Origin of the sequence: Salinisphaera sp. T31B1 (assembly GCF_040361275.1) — a bacterium.
Lineage (GTDB): Bacteria > Pseudomonadota > Gammaproteobacteria > Nevskiales > Salinisphaeraceae > Salinisphaera.
The window spans coordinates 20,154-35,798 of record NZ_APNH01000003.1; the positions used below are offsets into that span (position 1 = coordinate 20,154).

Annotated in this window: 15 protein-coding genes; 10 read left to right on the forward strand and 5 right to left on the reverse strand. The window is 65.8% G+C overall.

Annotation, left to right across the window (positions count from 1 at the left end; all coding sequences use genetic code 11):
- Positions 1-17: 17 nt before the first annotated feature.
- Genes T31B1_RS11555 through T31B1_RS11580 form a run of 6 tightly spaced genes read left to right on the forward strand, consistent with a single transcriptional unit; the run spans position 18 to position 5,876 of the window.
- The gene (locus T31B1_RS11555) at positions 18-1,223 is read left to right on the forward strand and encodes a TadA family conjugal transfer-associated ATPase (RefSeq protein ID WP_353249657.1); all 1,206 of its coding nucleotides are present in this window, start codon (positions 18-20) and stop codon (positions 1,221-1,223) included.
- Positions 1,220-2,155, forward strand: a complete 936-nt coding sequence (locus T31B1_RS11560; RefSeq protein WP_353249658.1) for a type II secretion system F family protein — start codon at positions 1,220-1,222, stop codon at positions 2,153-2,155. The genes T31B1_RS11555 and T31B1_RS11560 overlap by 4 nt, the downstream gene beginning before the upstream one ends.
- Positions 2,152-3,075, forward strand: coding sequence for a type II secretion system F family protein (locus T31B1_RS11565; protein WP_353249659.1), 924 nt, complete (start codon positions 2,152-2,154; stop codon positions 3,073-3,075). The genes T31B1_RS11560 and T31B1_RS11565 overlap by 4 nt, the downstream gene beginning before the upstream one ends.
- Positions 3,076-3,888, forward strand: coding sequence for a tetratricopeptide repeat protein (locus T31B1_RS11570; RefSeq protein ID WP_353249660.1), 813 nt, complete (start codon positions 3,076-3,078; stop codon positions 3,886-3,888).
- 44 nt (positions 3,889-3,932) lie between these two features.
- Complete coding sequence (locus T31B1_RS11575) at positions 3,933-4,199, forward strand: DUF3613 domain-containing protein (RefSeq protein WP_353249661.1); 267 nt, start codon at positions 3,933-3,935, stop codon at positions 4,197-4,199.
- A 36-nt stretch (positions 4,200-4,235) separates the two neighbouring features.
- Entirely contained in the window at positions 4,236-5,876 is a 1,641-nt protein-coding gene (locus T31B1_RS11580; RefSeq protein WP_353249662.1) for a hypothetical protein, read from the forward strand.
- A 20-nt stretch (positions 5,877-5,896) separates the two neighbouring features.
- Here T31B1_RS11580 and rsmA read toward each other — a convergent pair whose 3' ends face one another.
- The 4 genes from rsmA to T31B1_RS11600 all read right to left on the reverse strand — a co-directional run bounded on the left by rsmA (position 5,897) and on the right by T31B1_RS11600 (position 11,092).
- The gene (gene rsmA / locus T31B1_RS11585; protein ID WP_353249663.1) at positions 5,897-6,679 is read right to left on the reverse strand and encodes a 16S rRNA (adenine(1518)-N(6)/adenine(1519)-N(6))-dimethyltransferase RsmA; all 783 of its coding nucleotides are present in this window, start codon (positions 6,677-6,679) and stop codon (positions 5,897-5,899) included.
- Positions 6,669-7,673, reverse strand: a complete 1,005-nt coding sequence (gene pdxA, locus T31B1_RS11590; protein WP_353249664.1) for a 4-hydroxythreonine-4-phosphate dehydrogenase PdxA — start codon at positions 7,671-7,673, stop codon at positions 6,669-6,671. The genes rsmA and pdxA overlap by 11 nt, the downstream gene beginning before the upstream one ends.
- Positions 7,674-7,769: 96 nt before the next feature.
- Complete coding sequence (locus tag T31B1_RS11595) at positions 7,770-8,858, reverse strand: peptidylprolyl isomerase (protein ID WP_353249665.1); 1,089 nt, start codon at positions 8,856-8,858, stop codon at positions 7,770-7,772.
- Positions 8,855-11,092, reverse strand: a complete 2,238-nt coding sequence (locus T31B1_RS11600) for an LPS-assembly protein LptD (protein WP_353249666.1) — start codon at positions 11,090-11,092, stop codon at positions 8,855-8,857. Before T31B1_RS11600 ends, T31B1_RS11595 begins: the two co-directional genes overlap by 4 nt.
- A gap of 335 nt (positions 11,093-11,427) precedes the next feature.
- Between T31B1_RS11600 and T31B1_RS11605 the strand changes: the two genes are divergently transcribed.
- The 4 genes from T31B1_RS11605 to T31B1_RS11620 all read left to right on the forward strand — a co-directional run bounded on the left by T31B1_RS11605 (position 11,428) and on the right by T31B1_RS11620 (position 14,662).
- The gene (locus T31B1_RS11605) at positions 11,428-12,417 is read left to right on the forward strand and encodes an aminoglycoside phosphotransferase family protein (protein ID WP_353249667.1); all 990 of its coding nucleotides are present in this window, start codon (positions 11,428-11,430) and stop codon (positions 12,415-12,417) included.
- Positions 12,414-13,103 carry an N-acetylmuramate alpha-1-phosphate uridylyltransferase MurU gene (gene murU, locus T31B1_RS11610; protein WP_353249668.1) on the forward strand — a complete coding sequence of 230 codons (690 nt, stop codon included), beginning with the start codon at positions 12,414-12,416 and terminating at the stop codon, positions 13,101-13,103. The genes T31B1_RS11605 and murU overlap by 4 nt, the downstream gene beginning before the upstream one ends.
- Before the next feature lie 156 nt (positions 13,104-13,259).
- On the forward strand, positions 13,260-13,682 hold the full coding sequence (locus T31B1_RS11615; RefSeq protein WP_353249669.1) for a hypothetical protein: 423 nt from the start codon (positions 13,260-13,262) through the stop codon (positions 13,680-13,682).
- Positions 13,679-14,662 (forward strand): OmpA family protein, encoded by a 984-nt coding sequence (locus tag T31B1_RS11620; RefSeq protein ID WP_353249670.1) that lies wholly within the window; start codon positions 13,679-13,681, stop codon positions 14,660-14,662. The genes T31B1_RS11615 and T31B1_RS11620 overlap by 4 nt, the downstream gene beginning before the upstream one ends.
- A 243-nt stretch (positions 14,663-14,905) precedes the next feature.
- On the opposite strand, the gene lexA is transcribed toward T31B1_RS11620, so the two are convergent.
- Complete coding sequence (lexA, locus tag T31B1_RS11625; protein ID WP_353249671.1) at positions 14,906-15,523, reverse strand: transcriptional repressor LexA; 618 nt, start codon at positions 15,521-15,523, stop codon at positions 14,906-14,908.
- Positions 15,524-15,645 lie beyond the last annotated feature (122 nt).

Genomic DNA, 15,645 nt, shown 5'->3' on the forward strand with positions numbered 1-15,645 from the left:
GAGCGGCGAGGGCGCTCATGACCGATACCAACTTCCGGCTCACCGATCGCTACCAGCAGCTCAAGAGCCAGCTGCATCTGCATCTGATCCGCCTGCTGGAGGATCGGGGCATCCAGATCAGCCAGTGGTCGGATGCCAAGGCGGCCGAATTCATTCGTGGCCAGGTGCGGGCGTATGTGAACGAAAACCGGGTGCCGATCAACCAGGCCGAAACCCATCTGCTGGCCGACGACACGCTCGACGAACTGGTCGGGTTCGGACCACTGCAGCAGCTGATCGAACAGGACGATGTGGACGATATCGTGGTCAATGGCCCCCGCAGCGTCTATACCGAGCGCAACGGCAAGCTGGTCAGTGAAGCGGTTCGTTTTTCCAGCGATACGCATATCCTGCGCGTCGCCCAGCGCATTCTCGCGCCCCTGGGCCGGCGCCTGGACGAATCCACGCCGATGGTCGATGCCCGTCTGCCCGACGGCAGCCGTGTCAATGCCATTATCCCGCCGCTGGCCCTCGACGGGCCGTGTCTTTCGATTCGACGTTTCCGCAAGCAGGCGCTGACCGAAGACGAACTGGTCGCCAGTGGGGCGGTATCGCAACCGGTGCTGGATTTTCTGCGTGCCCGGGTGGCCGCGCGCGACAACATCATCGTCGTCGGCGGGACCGGTTCGGGCAAGACCACGTTCTTGAACATGATCAGCCAGTGGATCGCCCCCGGTGAGCGCATCCTGACCATCGAAGACGCCGCCGAGCTACGGCTCCATCACGGCCATGTCGTACGCCTGGAGACGCGCCCGCCCAACCTCGAAGGCGAACGCGCCGTATCGGCGCGCGATCTGGTACGCAACGCGCTGCGCATGCGTCCGGACCGAATCATCGTGGGTGAAGTGCGCGGTGACGAAGTGCTGGACATGCTCCAGGCCATGAATACCGGGCATGACGGGTCGATGACCACGCTGCATGCCAACAGCCCGCGTGATGCGGTGCACCGACTGCAACTGCTTGCCGGGTTTGCGGGCTTTGCCGGCGATGAGCGCAGTTTCCTGCATCAGGTCGCCTCGGCGATCGACGTGGTCATACATGTCGCACGGCTGGCTTCGGGGCAGCGCCGAGTGATGTCGGTGCAGCGGATCGGTGACGTCGAGCAGGCGTCGTTGTCGCTCGAGCCGGTGTTCGTGTTCGATGCGGAGCAGGACCGGCACACGATGGTCGGGGCTGCCACATGACCGCCTGGGTCTACGGCGCGCTGGCGCTCGCGATACTCGCCGTGGCGCTCTGGATCTATGCCGAGTCCGGACGCGTTTCGGAACGCGAACGCTTGGCCCGGCGTCTCGGCGATACCGATCCCACAACGGCCGACGCGCCGGGCGAGGCCGTCGGTCGCGGCGACCCGACGCGGCTGCGCAACCCGCTGATACGCCTGATCGCGCGACACTGCTGGGCGGCCGGCATGGAGGTCGACAGCCAGCGTATCGCGATGGTGATTCTCGTTGCCGGGGCGCTGGCGTTACTGCTTATCGTGGTGTTCGGCCTGATTGGGCTTGGGCTGGTCGGTATCGGCATTATGCTGGGCTGGTTCTCGATCGCCCGGCGCCGGCGTACGCGTCGGCGCCGTATCAACACCCAGCTGCCCAACTTTCTTGGCTATCTAGTGCGGGCGTTGACCGCGGGCAACACGCTGGAGGAGGGGATACATAGCGCGGCCATGGAGAGTGCGGAGCCGATCCGCAGCGTGTTTCTGAGCGTGTCGCGCCAGGTTCGGCTGGGCGCGAGTATCGAGGACACGCTGGCCGAAGCCGCCGCAATGCACGATCTGCGCGCGCTGCATATACTGGCGATGAGTGCACGGGTGAATCGACGCTACGGCGGGTCCATGCGTCGCGTGATAGCCAGCCTCATCGAAACGATACGTCAGCAGGAGGCTGCTGCACGCGAGCTCAAGGCGCTGACCGGCGAGACCCGGTTTTCAGCCTATGTGGTCGCCGCCATACCGATCGCGATCAGTCTGTTCTTCTATCTGCAGAATCCGGCCTACTATGCGGCCATGCTGCAGAGCTCGGGTGGGCGCCTGGCCGTGGTGCTGGCACTGGGGCTGGAAGCGCTCGGGCTGGCGATCATCTGGCGTATGATGGCCCGCCTGCAGGAGCCTGAAACATGAACCTCGCTGCGCTCGTCGTGGCGATAGCGGTGGCCAGCGGCGTGCTGGCGGTCGGCATGCTGTTCCTGGCGATCCTGACCGGCGCCCAGAATGCGCGTCTGCGCCGTCGCTACCAGGGCGAGCGCCTGCGTCACGAAGGCCGCGTGCGCGACAATCGTCAGCTGTGGATGGAGGGCATGGCCGAGAGCGGCCAGCGGATCGACCGACTGCTGAAAAAGCCGGACGAGACCCGTCGACTGCTGGCGCAGGCCGGCTGGCGGGACGTCCACGCAAGACGGTTGTTCTACGCCGGACAGTTCCTCCTGCCCACTCTCGTCGCTCTGGTGGCCTTGCTGGTGTTCGGTGGCCTCGGATTGCTCGCCGGTTCGGCGCGCTCGCTGCTCGGCCTCATGGTGCTCATCATTCTGGCGTTGCTCGCACCCCGCTGGTATCTGCGTGCCAAGGCGGCTCGGCGACGTGAACGCATCCGCGCCGAGGTGCCGCTGTTCATCAACCTGCTGGTGCTGCTGTTCGAGGCCGGACTGAACCTGCGCCAGGCGTTGTCGAGCCTGGTGCGCGACGGCGCGCCCACCATGCCCGCGCTCGTGGACGAGCTGGCCCCGCTCCTGCGCCAGATCGAAGCCGGGGCCGACGCGGACCTTTTGCTCATGGAAACGGGCAAGCTGCTGGCGATCGACGAACTGGACACGGTGCTCGGCATCCTGCGCCAAGTCGAGCGCTACGGCGGCGAGATCCGCGAACCGCTGCTCGAGGCGTTGGACGTGCTGCAGGCAAAGCGGTCGATGGCACTGCGTGAGCAGGTCAACGTCATGTCGGGCAAGATGACGGTCGTACTCGTGACCTGTTTCTTTCCGCCGCTGCTGATCTTCATCGCCGGACCGGCCTTCATGTCGATTGTGGCGACGCTCGGAAATCTCTAGATGCCTGTGACCGAACATCGTCTCGCCGCATTCTGTCTATGCCTGGTCGTGCTGGTGCTGGCCGGCTGTGCCAGCGATCGCAGTGCCTCGCCTCGTGTGGCCGGCACCCCGCTGGCGCAGGCACGCGGGGCCGACGAAAACGCCAAGCTGTATACCGATCTGATACGACAGCTGATTTCGCAGGATCGACTGTATGCCGCACTCGCACACCTGCAGGCACGCGAGCAGGAGTTCGGCGTCGACGATGAGCTGAGGCTGCTGCGTGCCGACATCCTGCGCAAGATGGGAGAGCGTGAATCGGCCGAGGCGCTGTACAAGAAGTTGCTGGACACTGACTACGACGCACAGGCCAATCACGGCCTGGGTCTGATCTACGCGAATGACGACATCGCCCGAGGTACACGGTATCTGCAGCGTGCGGTCGATGCGGCACCGACCAATGCCCAGATGCGAAACGATCTCGGCTATGCCCTGCTGCGCGAAGGCCGCATGGGCCAGGCGCGCATAGAACTGACCACTGCCTATCAGCTGGACCAGGACAACGAATTAAACCGTAACAATTACATTCTGTTATTGTTGAGCGAAGGGCGAAATACACGGGCCGCCCGAATCGCTGCAGCCAGCGGCGTGTCGGACGCCACGATGGCGCAACTGCGCACGGAAGCGGGCCAGTTGACACCGTCCGCGGCGATCACGCCTGCGGGCAAGCCTCGGCCGAGTGATACCCCCGGCGCGATCGGGACTGGCGCGCCGGCGCCGCCCGTGCGGCAGACCTCGCCTTCGGCGGCGGGCGTCGGCGGCGGAGGCGGTTGAGACATGACCGGCCCGCGGTTGGGTCGGCGCGACGAGGGGGTTACATGAAAATTCATTGGCTTGGCCGTATGATCGCGATAGCCGGCGCAGTGGCCTGTGCGCCGGCGCTGGCCGCGGACGTCACTGACGTCGGGCCCACGGTACACAGCGCATTGGAGATGCAGCGCAGTGGACAGCAGTCCGCTCCGGTGCGGCCGATGCTCAAGGATGTCGCCGATCGCACCTATGAGCGTTACCTGGAAAGTTTCACCTACCCAATACCTGAACAGTTCGATCGCGACGCTTCGTTTTCTGCAGACGGCAGCGGTTAGCCGGATTCGGTCCGTGCGGCACCCGGCACTCTCGGCATGTCCGTGACCCGGTCTCTTTCTATCGCTCGCCTGCTCGCCGTGCTGCTGGGCGCGGTGTGTCTGGGTTTGATCCTCTGGGCGGGCGCTCAGGCGAGTACGGCGCTGGTCGAAGCGCGTACGGCCAAGCTGTATGTCGCCGAACAGGGAATTGCCCAGGCCACCGCTCCTCTGATTCAGCAGGACCGGATCCCCAACAGCCTCGTACGCAGGGTGCAGATGCTGGTCGACGATCCGGCGCTCAATCTTTCGTTTGTTACCGTTCGCAACGCCGCCAATATCACCTTGGTTTCGCGTGGCCGCCTTGGCGAGACCGGGCTGAGCTGGGTGCCGGTGGGCAGCGGTCAAGCCTGGCGCGGGTGGCTGTACAGGCTCGGCTCGGCTGAAGCCAACCGAGCGGTGATGCGTGACGGCGAGCGAGTCGGCGTGGTCCACTTCGGCGTGCCGTGGACCGGCGTTTTCTACCGGGCCGGTTTCCCACTGTTCATCTGGGCCACGGCGTTGCTGGCGGGCGCAATCGGCCTTCTGGGCGCGGCATTGAGACTCACGAGCCCGACAGCCTCACCCGCGGTAACCGCTGCGTCGCCGCACGGCCGGCCCACTCGGTCTTCCAGGAAACTGTCGGGCGGGATGTCGCGCTTGTCGCCTCGTCGACGTCGTAACGAGGCCGAATTCGAACCGATCGCGCCGACGAGCGGTTACGGCGCCGCGTCGCCGTCTGCGCCCGAACGGCATCCGGTAACGGAGCCGGCGCCGGCCGACGCCTACACCGCCGGTAGGGCGGTCGGTGCGACAGCGCCCGCGCCGCCGCCGCCGGTGCCGTCGCCGTCCCGCACTGGGCCTGCCCAGGCAGCCGTGCCAGTGCAAGATGCCGTGCCCGCCGCACCCTCAAACGTAGCGGGTCCCCGGGCCGCCTCGTCGCCGGTCTTCGAGGCCCCGCAGCTGGATGCACGCCCGACGCTGGGCGACAGCACGCTCGATCTGCGTTTCTTTCCGATCTGGCGGGGGGCCGGGGCCGATCGCGAGCTCGCTGGCGCACGCGCGGCGATGGCCTGGCGCGCCGGCGACGCGGAACTGGTTGATCCGGCCACCCTGACCCGTCTGGCCGAGCGGGAAGGCGCGTTGCGTGCATTTACCCAATGGATCGCCAGACGCTTGTCGATGCTGCACGGCAATTGGCGAACATTGGAACTGCCCACCGTGCCGATCGTGCTGCCGATCCCCAGTGCCATGCTCGGGTTCGCTGATGCCGAGGCGGTCTGGCGAGATGCGCTCAGACGCACTGATCGCGATCCGGACGACCTCGTGCTCGCGCTGGAGGACACTGCATCGGCGACGCGTGCCGCGCTGCCTCTGCGACGTTCCTTGCCGTTGCGCGAACGGGACCGAATGGCCTTGCCGCATGCATGCGATCTGCTGTCGCTGAGCCCCGAACGCGTCAACGACGACGATACGGACTGGTGCCGCTTCTTCGATACGATCGAGGCGTCGGTACTGTTCGGGCCGGTCGACGATCCGGAGCGCTATACCGAGATGCTAGGCCACGCGCGAGTGCTGTGGTTCAGCGAGCGCGACAGCGAGGTCAGATCGCCCCGGTCGTTCGCACGATTGCTGGCACGACATCCGGTGGCGGCTTTTTGACCGACGGCCCGTGCGCCGATTCAGCGCTCGGTGCGAGCGATGGCCGCATTGCTCAATCGGGCGAAATCGGATGCGGCCAGACGCTCCGGCCTGAGCGTCGGTTCGATATCGCAGGCGACGATCTCGTCGGCGCTCAGATAGGCGCGTAGTGCGTTGCGCAAGGTCTTGCGGCGCTGGCTGAACGCCGCGGTCACCATGCGATCGAACAGGTCGATATCGTCAATCGCAAACGCTGGCGGGCGAGGCGTGAGTCGTACCACGGCCGACATCACTTTCGGTGGCGGAGAAAAGGCGCCCGGGCCAACATCGAACAGATGCTCGGCCCGAGCGCGTGCCGCGATGCCCACGCTCAAGCGACCATAGTCGCGACCGCCGGGTGGGGCAGTCATTCGATCCACCACCTCTTTCTGCAACATGAAATGCATGTCGGTGATGGTCTGCGAATAACCGAGCAGGGCGAACAGCAATGGCGAGGAAATGTTGTAGGGCAGGTTGCCGACCAGTCGCAGCGGGCCGCCGCGCGCGCGGGCTAGTTCGGCATAGTCCAGGCGCAGCGCATCACCCTCGATCACTTCCAAGCCTGGTTGCGTCTCTGCGCGCCGGTTGAGCTCGGCCACCAGATCGCGATCGATTTCGATGACGCTGAGCTGTTTCACGCGTTCGAGCAAGGGCGTTGTAAGCGCGCCCTGTCCGGGGCCGATCTCGACCAGCCGATCGTCGTGTGCCGGCGCGAGCGTGGATACGATCCGGGCGATGACGCCCGGGTCGTGCAGGAAATGCTGGCCGAAGCGCTTACGCGCCATGAGCGACGGCTCGGCTCATATGCAGTGCGGTCGCGATCGCGGCCTGCAGGCTGCCGGTATCGACCGCCGGCGTACCTGCCAGTTCGAGGGCTGTGCCGTGGTCGACCGAGGTTCTTACGATCGGCAGTCCCAACGTGATATTGACCGTGCGGCCAAAGCCCAGGTGCTTGATCACCGGCAGCCCCTGGTCGTGATAGAGGGCGATCACCGCGTCGGCATCGGCGAGCCGATGCGCCGTGAACAGCGTATCCGCGGGTAGTGGGCCCACCAGATCGAGGCCTTCCGCGCGCAGGGCATCCAGTGCCGGCCGGATGGTGTCGATTTCCTCGCGGCCGAGATATCCGTCTTCACCGGCATGCGGATTGAGCCCGGCGACCAATACTCGCGGCGCCGGGATACCGAAGCGTGTACGCAGCGACTCGACCGTGACACGCGCGGTATGGGTGAGCGAGTCACGGGTGATCGCAGCCGGGACGGCGGATAGCGGGATATGCACCGTGACCAACGCGACGCGCAGACTGCCGTCGTCGGTGGCCAGCATCATTACGGGCCCATCCCGGCCACAGCGCTCGGCCAGATACCCCGTATGGCCGGAAAACACGATACCGGCATCGTTGATGACTGCCTTGTGGACCGGGCCGGTGACAAGCGCCTCGCAGTCCCGGGCCAGACAGCGCTCGACGGCCCGGTCGAGCGTGGCCAGTACATACGCCGCGTTGCGCCGGTCCAGCTGTCCGGGCACGGACTCGACCGCGCAGTCGATGGGCTCGACGATCAGATGGCCCGGACGGTGGGCATGAGCGGGGGCATTGTAGTCGGGTGCAGAGATCGTTAGGGGCAGACCGAGCTGTTGCGCTCGCGCGCTCAGAACAGATGGGTCGGCGATAGCAATCAGTTCGCAGGCATGCGCCTGCTGAGCGACACGCACCGCCAGATCAGGGCCGATGCCGGCCGGTTCGCCGGGCGTTAATACGATGCGCGGTGTTGCAGTCACGAACAGCTCGCTAGCGGGGCCAAGGCGTGGTCGCGGAACCGCTCGGCGCCCTGGTGTATCGAGATGGCGCCGACCGTGGGCGTAGGTGAGGGCGTATCAGCCGCCGGTCGTCGGCTGATAGTTGGGCATGCGGATATCGACATAGGCTTCATCGCGTAGCTTGCGTAGCCACAGCTCGCCTTCTTCGCCGGACTTCTGCTCGCCGAGCGCCATGCGCGCCTGATTGCGCATGGCTTCGCGGGTCTGGTCGCGCTGGCGTCGATCCTCGACCTTGATCAGCTCATAGCCTTCCTGGGTCTGGAAGATCTGGCTGACTTGGCCGTTGTTCAGCGAGGCAAGCTGACGCCGGCTGTTCGGGTCCAGCCGCGCCGGCTGCACCCAGCCGAGTTCGCCCCCCTGGTTGGCGGTCGCATTGTCGTCGGAGTATTCACGTGCCAAGGCCGCGAAATCGTCGCCTGCGGCCAGGCGCTCCTTGATCTGGCGTGCCAGTTCGCGGGTGCGCTGATCGTCGCGGATTTCGTTGGGCTTGAGCAGAATATGCCGGGCCTTGATCTCGTCGACCATCACGCGCTGGCCGCTGTCCAGCGGGGACTGACCGTCACCGCGCAGCGACTGGTTCTCCAGATACCGATCGACATCGTCATCGGTAACCACCACCTTCGACATGACTTCCTGGCGGCGCAGCTTCGAAACCATGAGCTCCTGCTGGACCTGCTCACGCAGCTGCGGCACCGTCATGGACGGATCGGCGGCCACGGCCTGATTGAACTGGGCCATGCTCATGTTGTTCTGCTGGGCAATGCGGGCGATGCCCTGGTCGATCTCCTGGTCGCTGACCTGGATGTTCTGTTCCTTGGCGCGCGCGACCTGGAGCTTGGTCATGATCAGCTGATCTAGGATCTGAGAGCGCAATACGTTCGGCGGCAACTGGTCGGCACGTCCACCGGAGCGTGCACGAACCTGGGCCACCGCCGAGTCGAGTTCGCTTTCGAGTACGACGTCGTCGCCGACCACGGCCACGATGCGGTCGATCGTCTGCGGGCCCTGCGGCGCCGCAGGCGCGGACTGCCCGGGCGACGACAGCAGGGAGAAATCGCTCAGCGAGCCCTGGGCAAACGCCGGGGCGGCGGCCAGTGTCAGGGGCAGCGCAGTCAGGGCGAGTCGGCGAAGGATAGTGTGTGTCATGGGAACCGGATGGTATCAAACGAGCTGTCGGAGCGACGACTGTTGTCGTTTGCGTCGTAGACGTCGTTATCGACGAACGAGCGCACGGTGTCGCCGAACTCGCCCAGGCCGTTGAGCACGAACTGGAACATGATGGCGTTATCGAACGAGCCATCGTCGTTGCCGACATAGCGGCGCCAGGCCACGCGGCCGGCCCAGCAGCACGACGGGCGATACTCCAATCCGGCCAGCGTCTCGACGTTTTGACTGCGTTCGAGCGAATAGTTCCAGCGCCCGAGTACATCGAGGTTGCCAGTCACCGGCGCGCGCACGCCTACCGCCGTCTGCTCCAGGCTTTCGTACTGGCCGGGGATGATGTCGATCTCGTTGTCGGTGCGGTCGGCGCGGCGCAGCGGGCGGAAGTCGCGATAGCGACGATACGCCAGGTCGAGCTGATAGCCGGTGTCGGTGGTGTAGCTGGCCGCGGCGATTGCACGATTGACCCGGCTGTCGTCCGGATCGTACTGGATAGTCGTCTGGGTACGGATATGCCGAGTCGGGCGCAGTTCGACGCCCGCCACGTAGTCGGAGCCGCGTTCGCCGTAGCCGATCTCGCCCGAATTGGGCACGTTTACGCGCAGATCGCGAAAACCGGTCACGCGGCCCAGGTCGAACTTGGCCACGGTGCGCCCGTCGTCGGGCGAGATGATTCTGGAGGTGAGTCCGATCGTGAGCTGATTGGCATCCCCGATACGGTCGTCGCCGACAAAGCGATTGTCGGCAAACAAGCGGTCGTAGTGCAGATCGGCGACGCCGGAATCGAAAACGGGGATGTCGTCCTGGTTTTCATAGCCGGTATACAGATACTGCAGACGCGGTTCCAGGGTCTGGATCCAGCCGTCGCTGAATGCCCGTGCAAACCGTAGGCCGGTCTCCGCCCTGAACTGAGGGATGTCTCGGTAGAGCACGTCGTCGTTGTAGTCCGCGGCGTCGATACGGGTGGAGTCGTCGAACCCGCGCAAACGGTACTGAGTGATGCGGTAATTGGCCTCGCTGTCGGCATACCAGCCGCCGCGATCGATGCCCCACAGCAGACGCGGCTGTGCATCGATACGGTAGGCGTCGATGTCGTCATCGCGCTTGAAGTTGGAAAATTCCGCGTTCAGACCCGCCCGGAAGGGCGATGACGGCGAGAGCAGTTCCAGCCGTGCCTGCGGCAGCCGCCGGTAGGGATCGTTGTCGAAGGCGCGATCGAAGTCGTCGTTGTCGTCCTTGGTGTTCTCGAGCGTCTGGAAGTCCTGGGCCAGCAGGGTGAAACGCACGCCGGTGTCAGCCATGGTCAGACGCACTGCCCGCTCGAGCTGCGAGCTGGAGGTGCGCGACAGATCCGAGCTCAGATCGTCGAAGTACTGGTCGTCGCTGACCTTCGTATAGTTGGCCTGAATGCCGACATACGGATTGAACCGGCCGATATGTTCGTAGTGGAACAGGCTGCGGTCACTGCCGTATTCGTTGTCGCTAGGCAGGTATTCGCCGTCGAACTCGCCGGCGTGGTGTCTGTACAGGTAGCGGAACTGACCGCCGAGCTGCAGACCGCGATCGGCGAGAATGCGCGGCACGATGGTCGCGTCGTAGTTGGGCGCGATGTTGATGTAATAGGGCACAGCCAGCTGAAAGCCGGAATCGCTGGTCGAGCCGATGGTCGGCGGCAGCACGCCGGTATGGCGCTTGTCGTCGATCGGGAAATTCAGATACGGGGAATAGAACACCGGCACGCCGTAAAAGCGCATGACGGAGTTGAACGCTTCACCGCGGCCTTTCTCGCGATCGAGTTCGATCCGGTCGGCCGACAGCAGCCAGGCTTTGGTTTCGCCGGCACAGGTCGTGTAGTCGGCATCGGTCAGCTCGTAGTTGCCGCCGCCCAGGGCGGTCACGGTGCCGGCCTTGCCTCTCCCGCCGTTACTGGTGATCGAATAGGTCGCGGCGTTGAACTCGCCGGTCTCGTCGTCGATCTGGACATCGCCGTTGTCGGCGGTCAGATAGATACCGGGCCGGTAGTAGCGCAACCCATCGCGAGCCTGGGCACGCCCGGTATTGCGATCGTAACGAACGAACGGGGCCTCAAGCGCCTGGCCATCGCGTTCCAGACGAACGTTGCCGGTCGCTTCGGCGACCTCGTTCTGGAGGCTGGCCTGGTCGGCGACCAGCGTCGACTCCGCGCCGGCCTCGGGCAGGGCCATCGGCGGCGGCACCACGGGGCACCCCATTTCCGCTGCAATGCTAGGCTCTGCCACCAGCACGCCGGTCAGCACCAGCGATGCTCCGAAGATAATTCGCCGGCCGACCGGGTTCGGGCGGCACCCACGGCCACCGAGACGACCGGAATGATCAATCAGGATACGAATCACGGCGGAATACTGGACCGGTTGGCGCGACGACGCATGACACGATCGAACCATCGCGGCGCCGCAATAAGCGATTGTGTTCGCAAGCGAACCCCCTGTCGGCTCCGATTATGCGCACGCACGCGCCCCCCCGCAATGCGCGAAGCGTCGGACACAGGTGCGGGTGGACTGCCGGGCCTGCTGTCTTGAGCGGCGACAGCGATCCCCGTCGGACCGCGCTCCAAGGCTGGGTGGAGACGCAATTGGGCGAGCGGCTCGATTGGACGGTGGCCTCGGCCGATGCGTCCTTCCGTCGATATTTCCGTGCCAGCGCGCAGCGCGACGGCCAGCCCGTCTCCTGGATCGCCATGGACGCGCCGCCCGAGCGTGAGAACAACGCCGCGTTCGTGGCCATTGCCGGGTTGATGGCCAAGGCCGGTCTGAACGTGCCGCGGGTGCTGGCCCACGAGACGTCGCAGGGCTTTCTGCTGCTGACCGACCTGGGCACGCGCACCTATCTGGATGTGCTCGACGACGACAACGCCGATGCCCTGTTCGGCGCGGCGGTGGGCGCGCTGCTCGACTGGCAGGCCGCCAGCCGAGCGTCGATGCTGCCCGACTACGATCGAGCCACGCTCGCCGCCGAGCTGGCGTTGTTCACCGATTGGTATCTGCCGTATCACCTCGATCATGCGCCGACCGCTGGCGAACGGGCCGATATCCAGACCGCGTTCGAGTTCATCCTCGACAACGTCTGTGCCCAGCCGCGCGTATTCGTGCATCGTGACTTCATGCCGCGCAATCTGATGATCAGCGACCCCCTGCCGGGTGTACTCGACTTCCAGGACGCGCGCTACGGCCCGGTGACCTACGATATCGCCAGCCTGTTCCGCGATGCGTTCATCAGCTGGCCGGCCGATCGGATCGACGGCTGGGTGCGCCACTACTGGGACGCCGCGCGGCAGCGCGGGATACCGGTGGGCCAGGATCATGCGCAATTCGTCACCGATCTGACGCTCATGAGCGCCCAGCGGCACCTGAAGGTGCTCGGTATTTTTGCGCGTATCGCCTATCGCGATGGCAAGCCGCGGTATCTGGCCGACACACCGCGTTTTGTTCGTTATCTTGAGCCGGCCGTGGCCCGTTTCGACGCGCTCGCGCCACTGGGCCCGCTGCTGGCAAGGCAGCCGGCATGAAGGCGATGATCCTGGCGGCCGGCCGCGGCGAGCGCCTGCGCCCGCTCACCGATATCACCCCCAAGCCGTTGATCGACGTCGGCGGCGTGCCCTTGATCGGCCACCATCTGCGCGCGCTGGCGCGTGCCGGCTTCGCCGAGGTGGTGATCAATGTCGCCTGGCTGGCCGATCGGATCGTCGACGCGCTCGGCGACGGGGCCGACTGGGGGCTGTCGATCCGCTACAGCTACGAAACGCCGGGAGAACTGGATACCGGCGGCGGCGTGCGGCGCGCGCTGGCCCTGTTGGGCGACGCCCCGTTCGTGCTGATCAGTGCGGATGTCTATAGCGATTTCGACTATGCCGGGTTGCCGGTCCTCGCACCGGACATCGACATGCACACCGTGCTGGTCGTCAACCCGCCGCATCACCCGGCGGGCGATTTCGCGCTGGCCGGCGGGCGTGATGGGGGAGTGCTGACGCTGGGGCCGCCGTGCCTGACCTATGGCGGTATCGGCGTCTACAGGCCCAGCCTCTTTAAGGGTGAAGAGAGCGCGCGTTTCGCCCTGGTGTCGGTCATGCGTCGCGCGATCTCGGCCGGTCGCGCCACCGGCCAGCGCCATGCCGGCGTGTGGGTGGACGTCGGGCGTGCGAGTGCATTGGATCACGCGCGGGCGCTGGCCGGTCAAGCCGGGTTTTCAGCGTGATGCCGCGGCACTGTTAGAATCCGGCGGTCCGCGCCGTCTTGGCTCGGGCGGCTGCGGTCTCCGCGGCCGGTTCGTCGATCATCGAAACGGAGATGCCGAATGTCGGCCAGTCGCCATAATTGCCATTGCCGCGGGTCGGTACGCGCGTTGTCATACATGTGCCTCGCCGGTCTCGCCCTGGCGATCGTCGTGCTCGCAGGCTGTGCCAGTGCGCCCACGGGCGCGCCGAGCGCGCCGGACGAAAGCGTGCTGCAGCCGGCCGAACAGGCCCTGGCCAAGGCCCGTGCCGCCCAGGCCGACACCTTCGCTCCGCGTGCCGTGGACGCCGCCCGCCGGCGTATCGCCACTGCGCGCGACATCCTCTATACCGCCGCACTGGCACGCCGCCCGCTGACCGATGAGGAAAGCGGCCGTGTCGATCAGCTGGTCGACGCCGCCGAACTCGATGCGCGTTCGGCCTTGGTCGAAACCCAGGCCAAGGCGGTCGAGACCAAGCTCGACGAGCTGCGTAGCGGCGGTGGCAGTGCGCCTGCGAGTCATGCCGGCGGCTCCGCCGGTGCCATGGGAGTTTCGCCGTGAAGCGTGTGATCGTATTGAGCCTCGGACTGTTGCCGCTGGTGACGGGCTGTTCGATCTTCCAGGCCGATCCGGTCCCGCCGAGCCCGGCCCTGGTCGGCGTCAGTGGGCAGGATGCCGCCTGGGCGAGCCAGATCAAACGGCGCCCCGATGGCGCCAGCTTCGAGCCGTTGGTCGATGCGCGTGAGGCGGTCGAGCAGGCCCGCAGCCAGCCGCAGGTCGAATCCTTTGACGCGCAGTCGCTAGCCGACGCCGAACAGGCACTGGCCAGCGCCGAGGCTGGTTGGCAGCCGCTGGCCGAGGCCAAGCGTCGTCCCGCGGACAAGCTCGCCGCCGTCGCCGACGACGCCCATCGGGCACAGCGCCTGGCCGAGATCGCGCGCTATACCGCGGTGCGCGAAATCAAGCTCAAGGAGTTGCTCGCGCTCAACGAGCAGATCGAGCAGCAGCAGGCGCGTACGGCGCCGGTTCGTGGTGGCTCGGGCATCGCGCGCGGCGCCGCCGGCGCGGACAACCTCATCGGCCAGCGTGTCGTGCCCGATCGGCTGGGTGATATCGAATTCCAGACCGGAACCGCCCGCTTGACCGGTCCGTCACAGGCCGTGGTCCAGCGTCTGGCGGCCTTGATGAAAAACAATCCCGACTACGGCGTCGCCGTATTCGGGCATACCGACAACATGGGCCCGTCAGACGCCTCGCTTGAACGTTTCGTCCAGGCCAATCCCGGACTGGAGGAGCAGGCGCCTACCCGCGAGCAGCAGGTGCGTGCATTCAACCTCGCGCTGTCAGCCGCGCGGGCGCGTGCCGTTGCCCAGACGCTGGTCAACGACGGCGTGGAAGCTCGGCGTATCGGCGCCCGGGGTTTCGGTGATACCCGCCCGGTAGCCGCCAACAACACGGCCGACGGCCGGCGTGCCAATCGCCGTATTGAGGCGATCATCGTGCCAGGGCCGGACAGTCAGGCGGCCCGACAGGGCGGCTGACCGGAATCACGCGGACGGTCCGTTGTCCGACCGGGCCGCCGTCGGCCGAGCGCCTGCGCAGGCCGATCGACGGTGGACAGGTTTGACCGGCGTCCGCCAAGGCGCGCACATGGCGCAACGCGCGCCGGGACTACCCGGGCCAGCAGGCATGCCGGCAGCGTGTGTCGGCACGCGGGCAGCATCGGCTGGCGGGCACGGGCACGACTCGGCGCGCACCAGATGCCGGCCGTGGACATTGTCGCGCTAGAGGCTTCGGATCACGCCGACGGCCAAGCCTTCGAGCACCAATGTCTCGCGGCGCGTATCCACCACGATATCCGTGTACTGCGGGTTGGCGGCGACCAGGCGGGCGATATGCCCCTGGCGCGACAGGCGTTTGACCGTGACCTCGTCGTCCCATCGAAACACGGCGATGTCGCCATCGCGTACATCGCTAGCGCGGCGGACGCCGAGCAGGTCGCCGTCGAGTATACCTGCATCGATCATGCTGTCGCCGGTGACTCTCAACAGGTAATCCGGTGCCTGCAAAAACAGACCGGCATCGATCTGGCAATGACGCTCGACGTGTTCGACCGCCAGAATCGGCTCACCGGCGGCCACCCGGCCGACGACAGCCAGCGACAAGGGCGCCGCGCTGGCAGATGTATCGTCCTCGATCAGCCGAATGCTGCGGCTGCGGTTGGGGCTGAGCTCGATGGCCCCTTTTCTCGCGAGCGTGCGCAGATGGGCCTGTGCCGCATTGGCCGAGGCAAACCCGAGGGCCTGTGCGATTTCAGCTCGCGTGGGCGGCGTCTGCCGTTCGGCAATGGTTTGGCGTATGAAATCGAACACACGCCGCTGCTTATCGCTGAGAGGCTCCATGCTGTAAATATATCCAGTTGGGGTGCTCGGTTGCAATAGTCTTGACACTTGCAAAAATATTTGACAACGCCCGTCGGCTGTCCATAGAATTGCGTCATTGCTGCAGCGCAGCAAAGCAATAA

Coding starts and splice junctions, on each gene's coding strand:
- T31B1_RS11555 (WP_353249657.1), top strand. CDS start 18: ATGACCGATACCAACTTCCGGCTCACCGATCGCTACCAGCAGCTCAAG.
- T31B1_RS11560 (WP_353249658.1), top strand. CDS start 1,220: ATGACCGCCTGGGTCTACGGCGCGCTGGCGCTCGCGATACTCGCCGTG.
- T31B1_RS11565 (WP_353249659.1), top strand. CDS start 2,152: ATGAACCTCGCTGCGCTCGTCGTGGCGATAGCGGTGGCCAGCGGCGTG.
- T31B1_RS11570 (WP_353249660.1), top strand. CDS start 3,076: ATGCCTGTGACCGAACATCGTCTCGCCGCATTCTGTCTATGCCTGGTC.
- T31B1_RS11575 (WP_353249661.1), top strand. CDS start 3,933: ATGAAAATTCATTGGCTTGGCCGTATGATCGCGATAGCCGGCGCAGTG.
- T31B1_RS11580 (WP_353249662.1), top strand. CDS start 4,236: ATGTCCGTGACCCGGTCTCTTTCTATCGCTCGCCTGCTCGCCGTGCTG.
- rsmA (WP_353249663.1), bottom strand. CDS start 6,679: ATGGCGCGTAAGCGCTTCGGCCAGCATTTCCTGCACGACCCGGGCGTC.
- T31B1_RS11595 (WP_353249665.1), bottom strand. CDS start 8,858: ATGACACACACTATCCTTCGCCGACTCGCCCTGACTGCGCTGCCCCTG.
- murU (WP_353249668.1), top strand. CDS start 12,414: ATGAAGGCGATGATCCTGGCGGCCGGCCGCGGCGAGCGCCTGCGCCCG.
- T31B1_RS11615 (WP_353249669.1), top strand. CDS start 13,260: ATGTGCCTCGCCGGTCTCGCCCTGGCGATCGTCGTGCTCGCAGGCTGT.
- lexA (WP_353249671.1), bottom strand. CDS start 15,523: ATGGAGCCTCTCAGCGATAAGCAGCGGCGTGTGTTCGATTTCATACGC.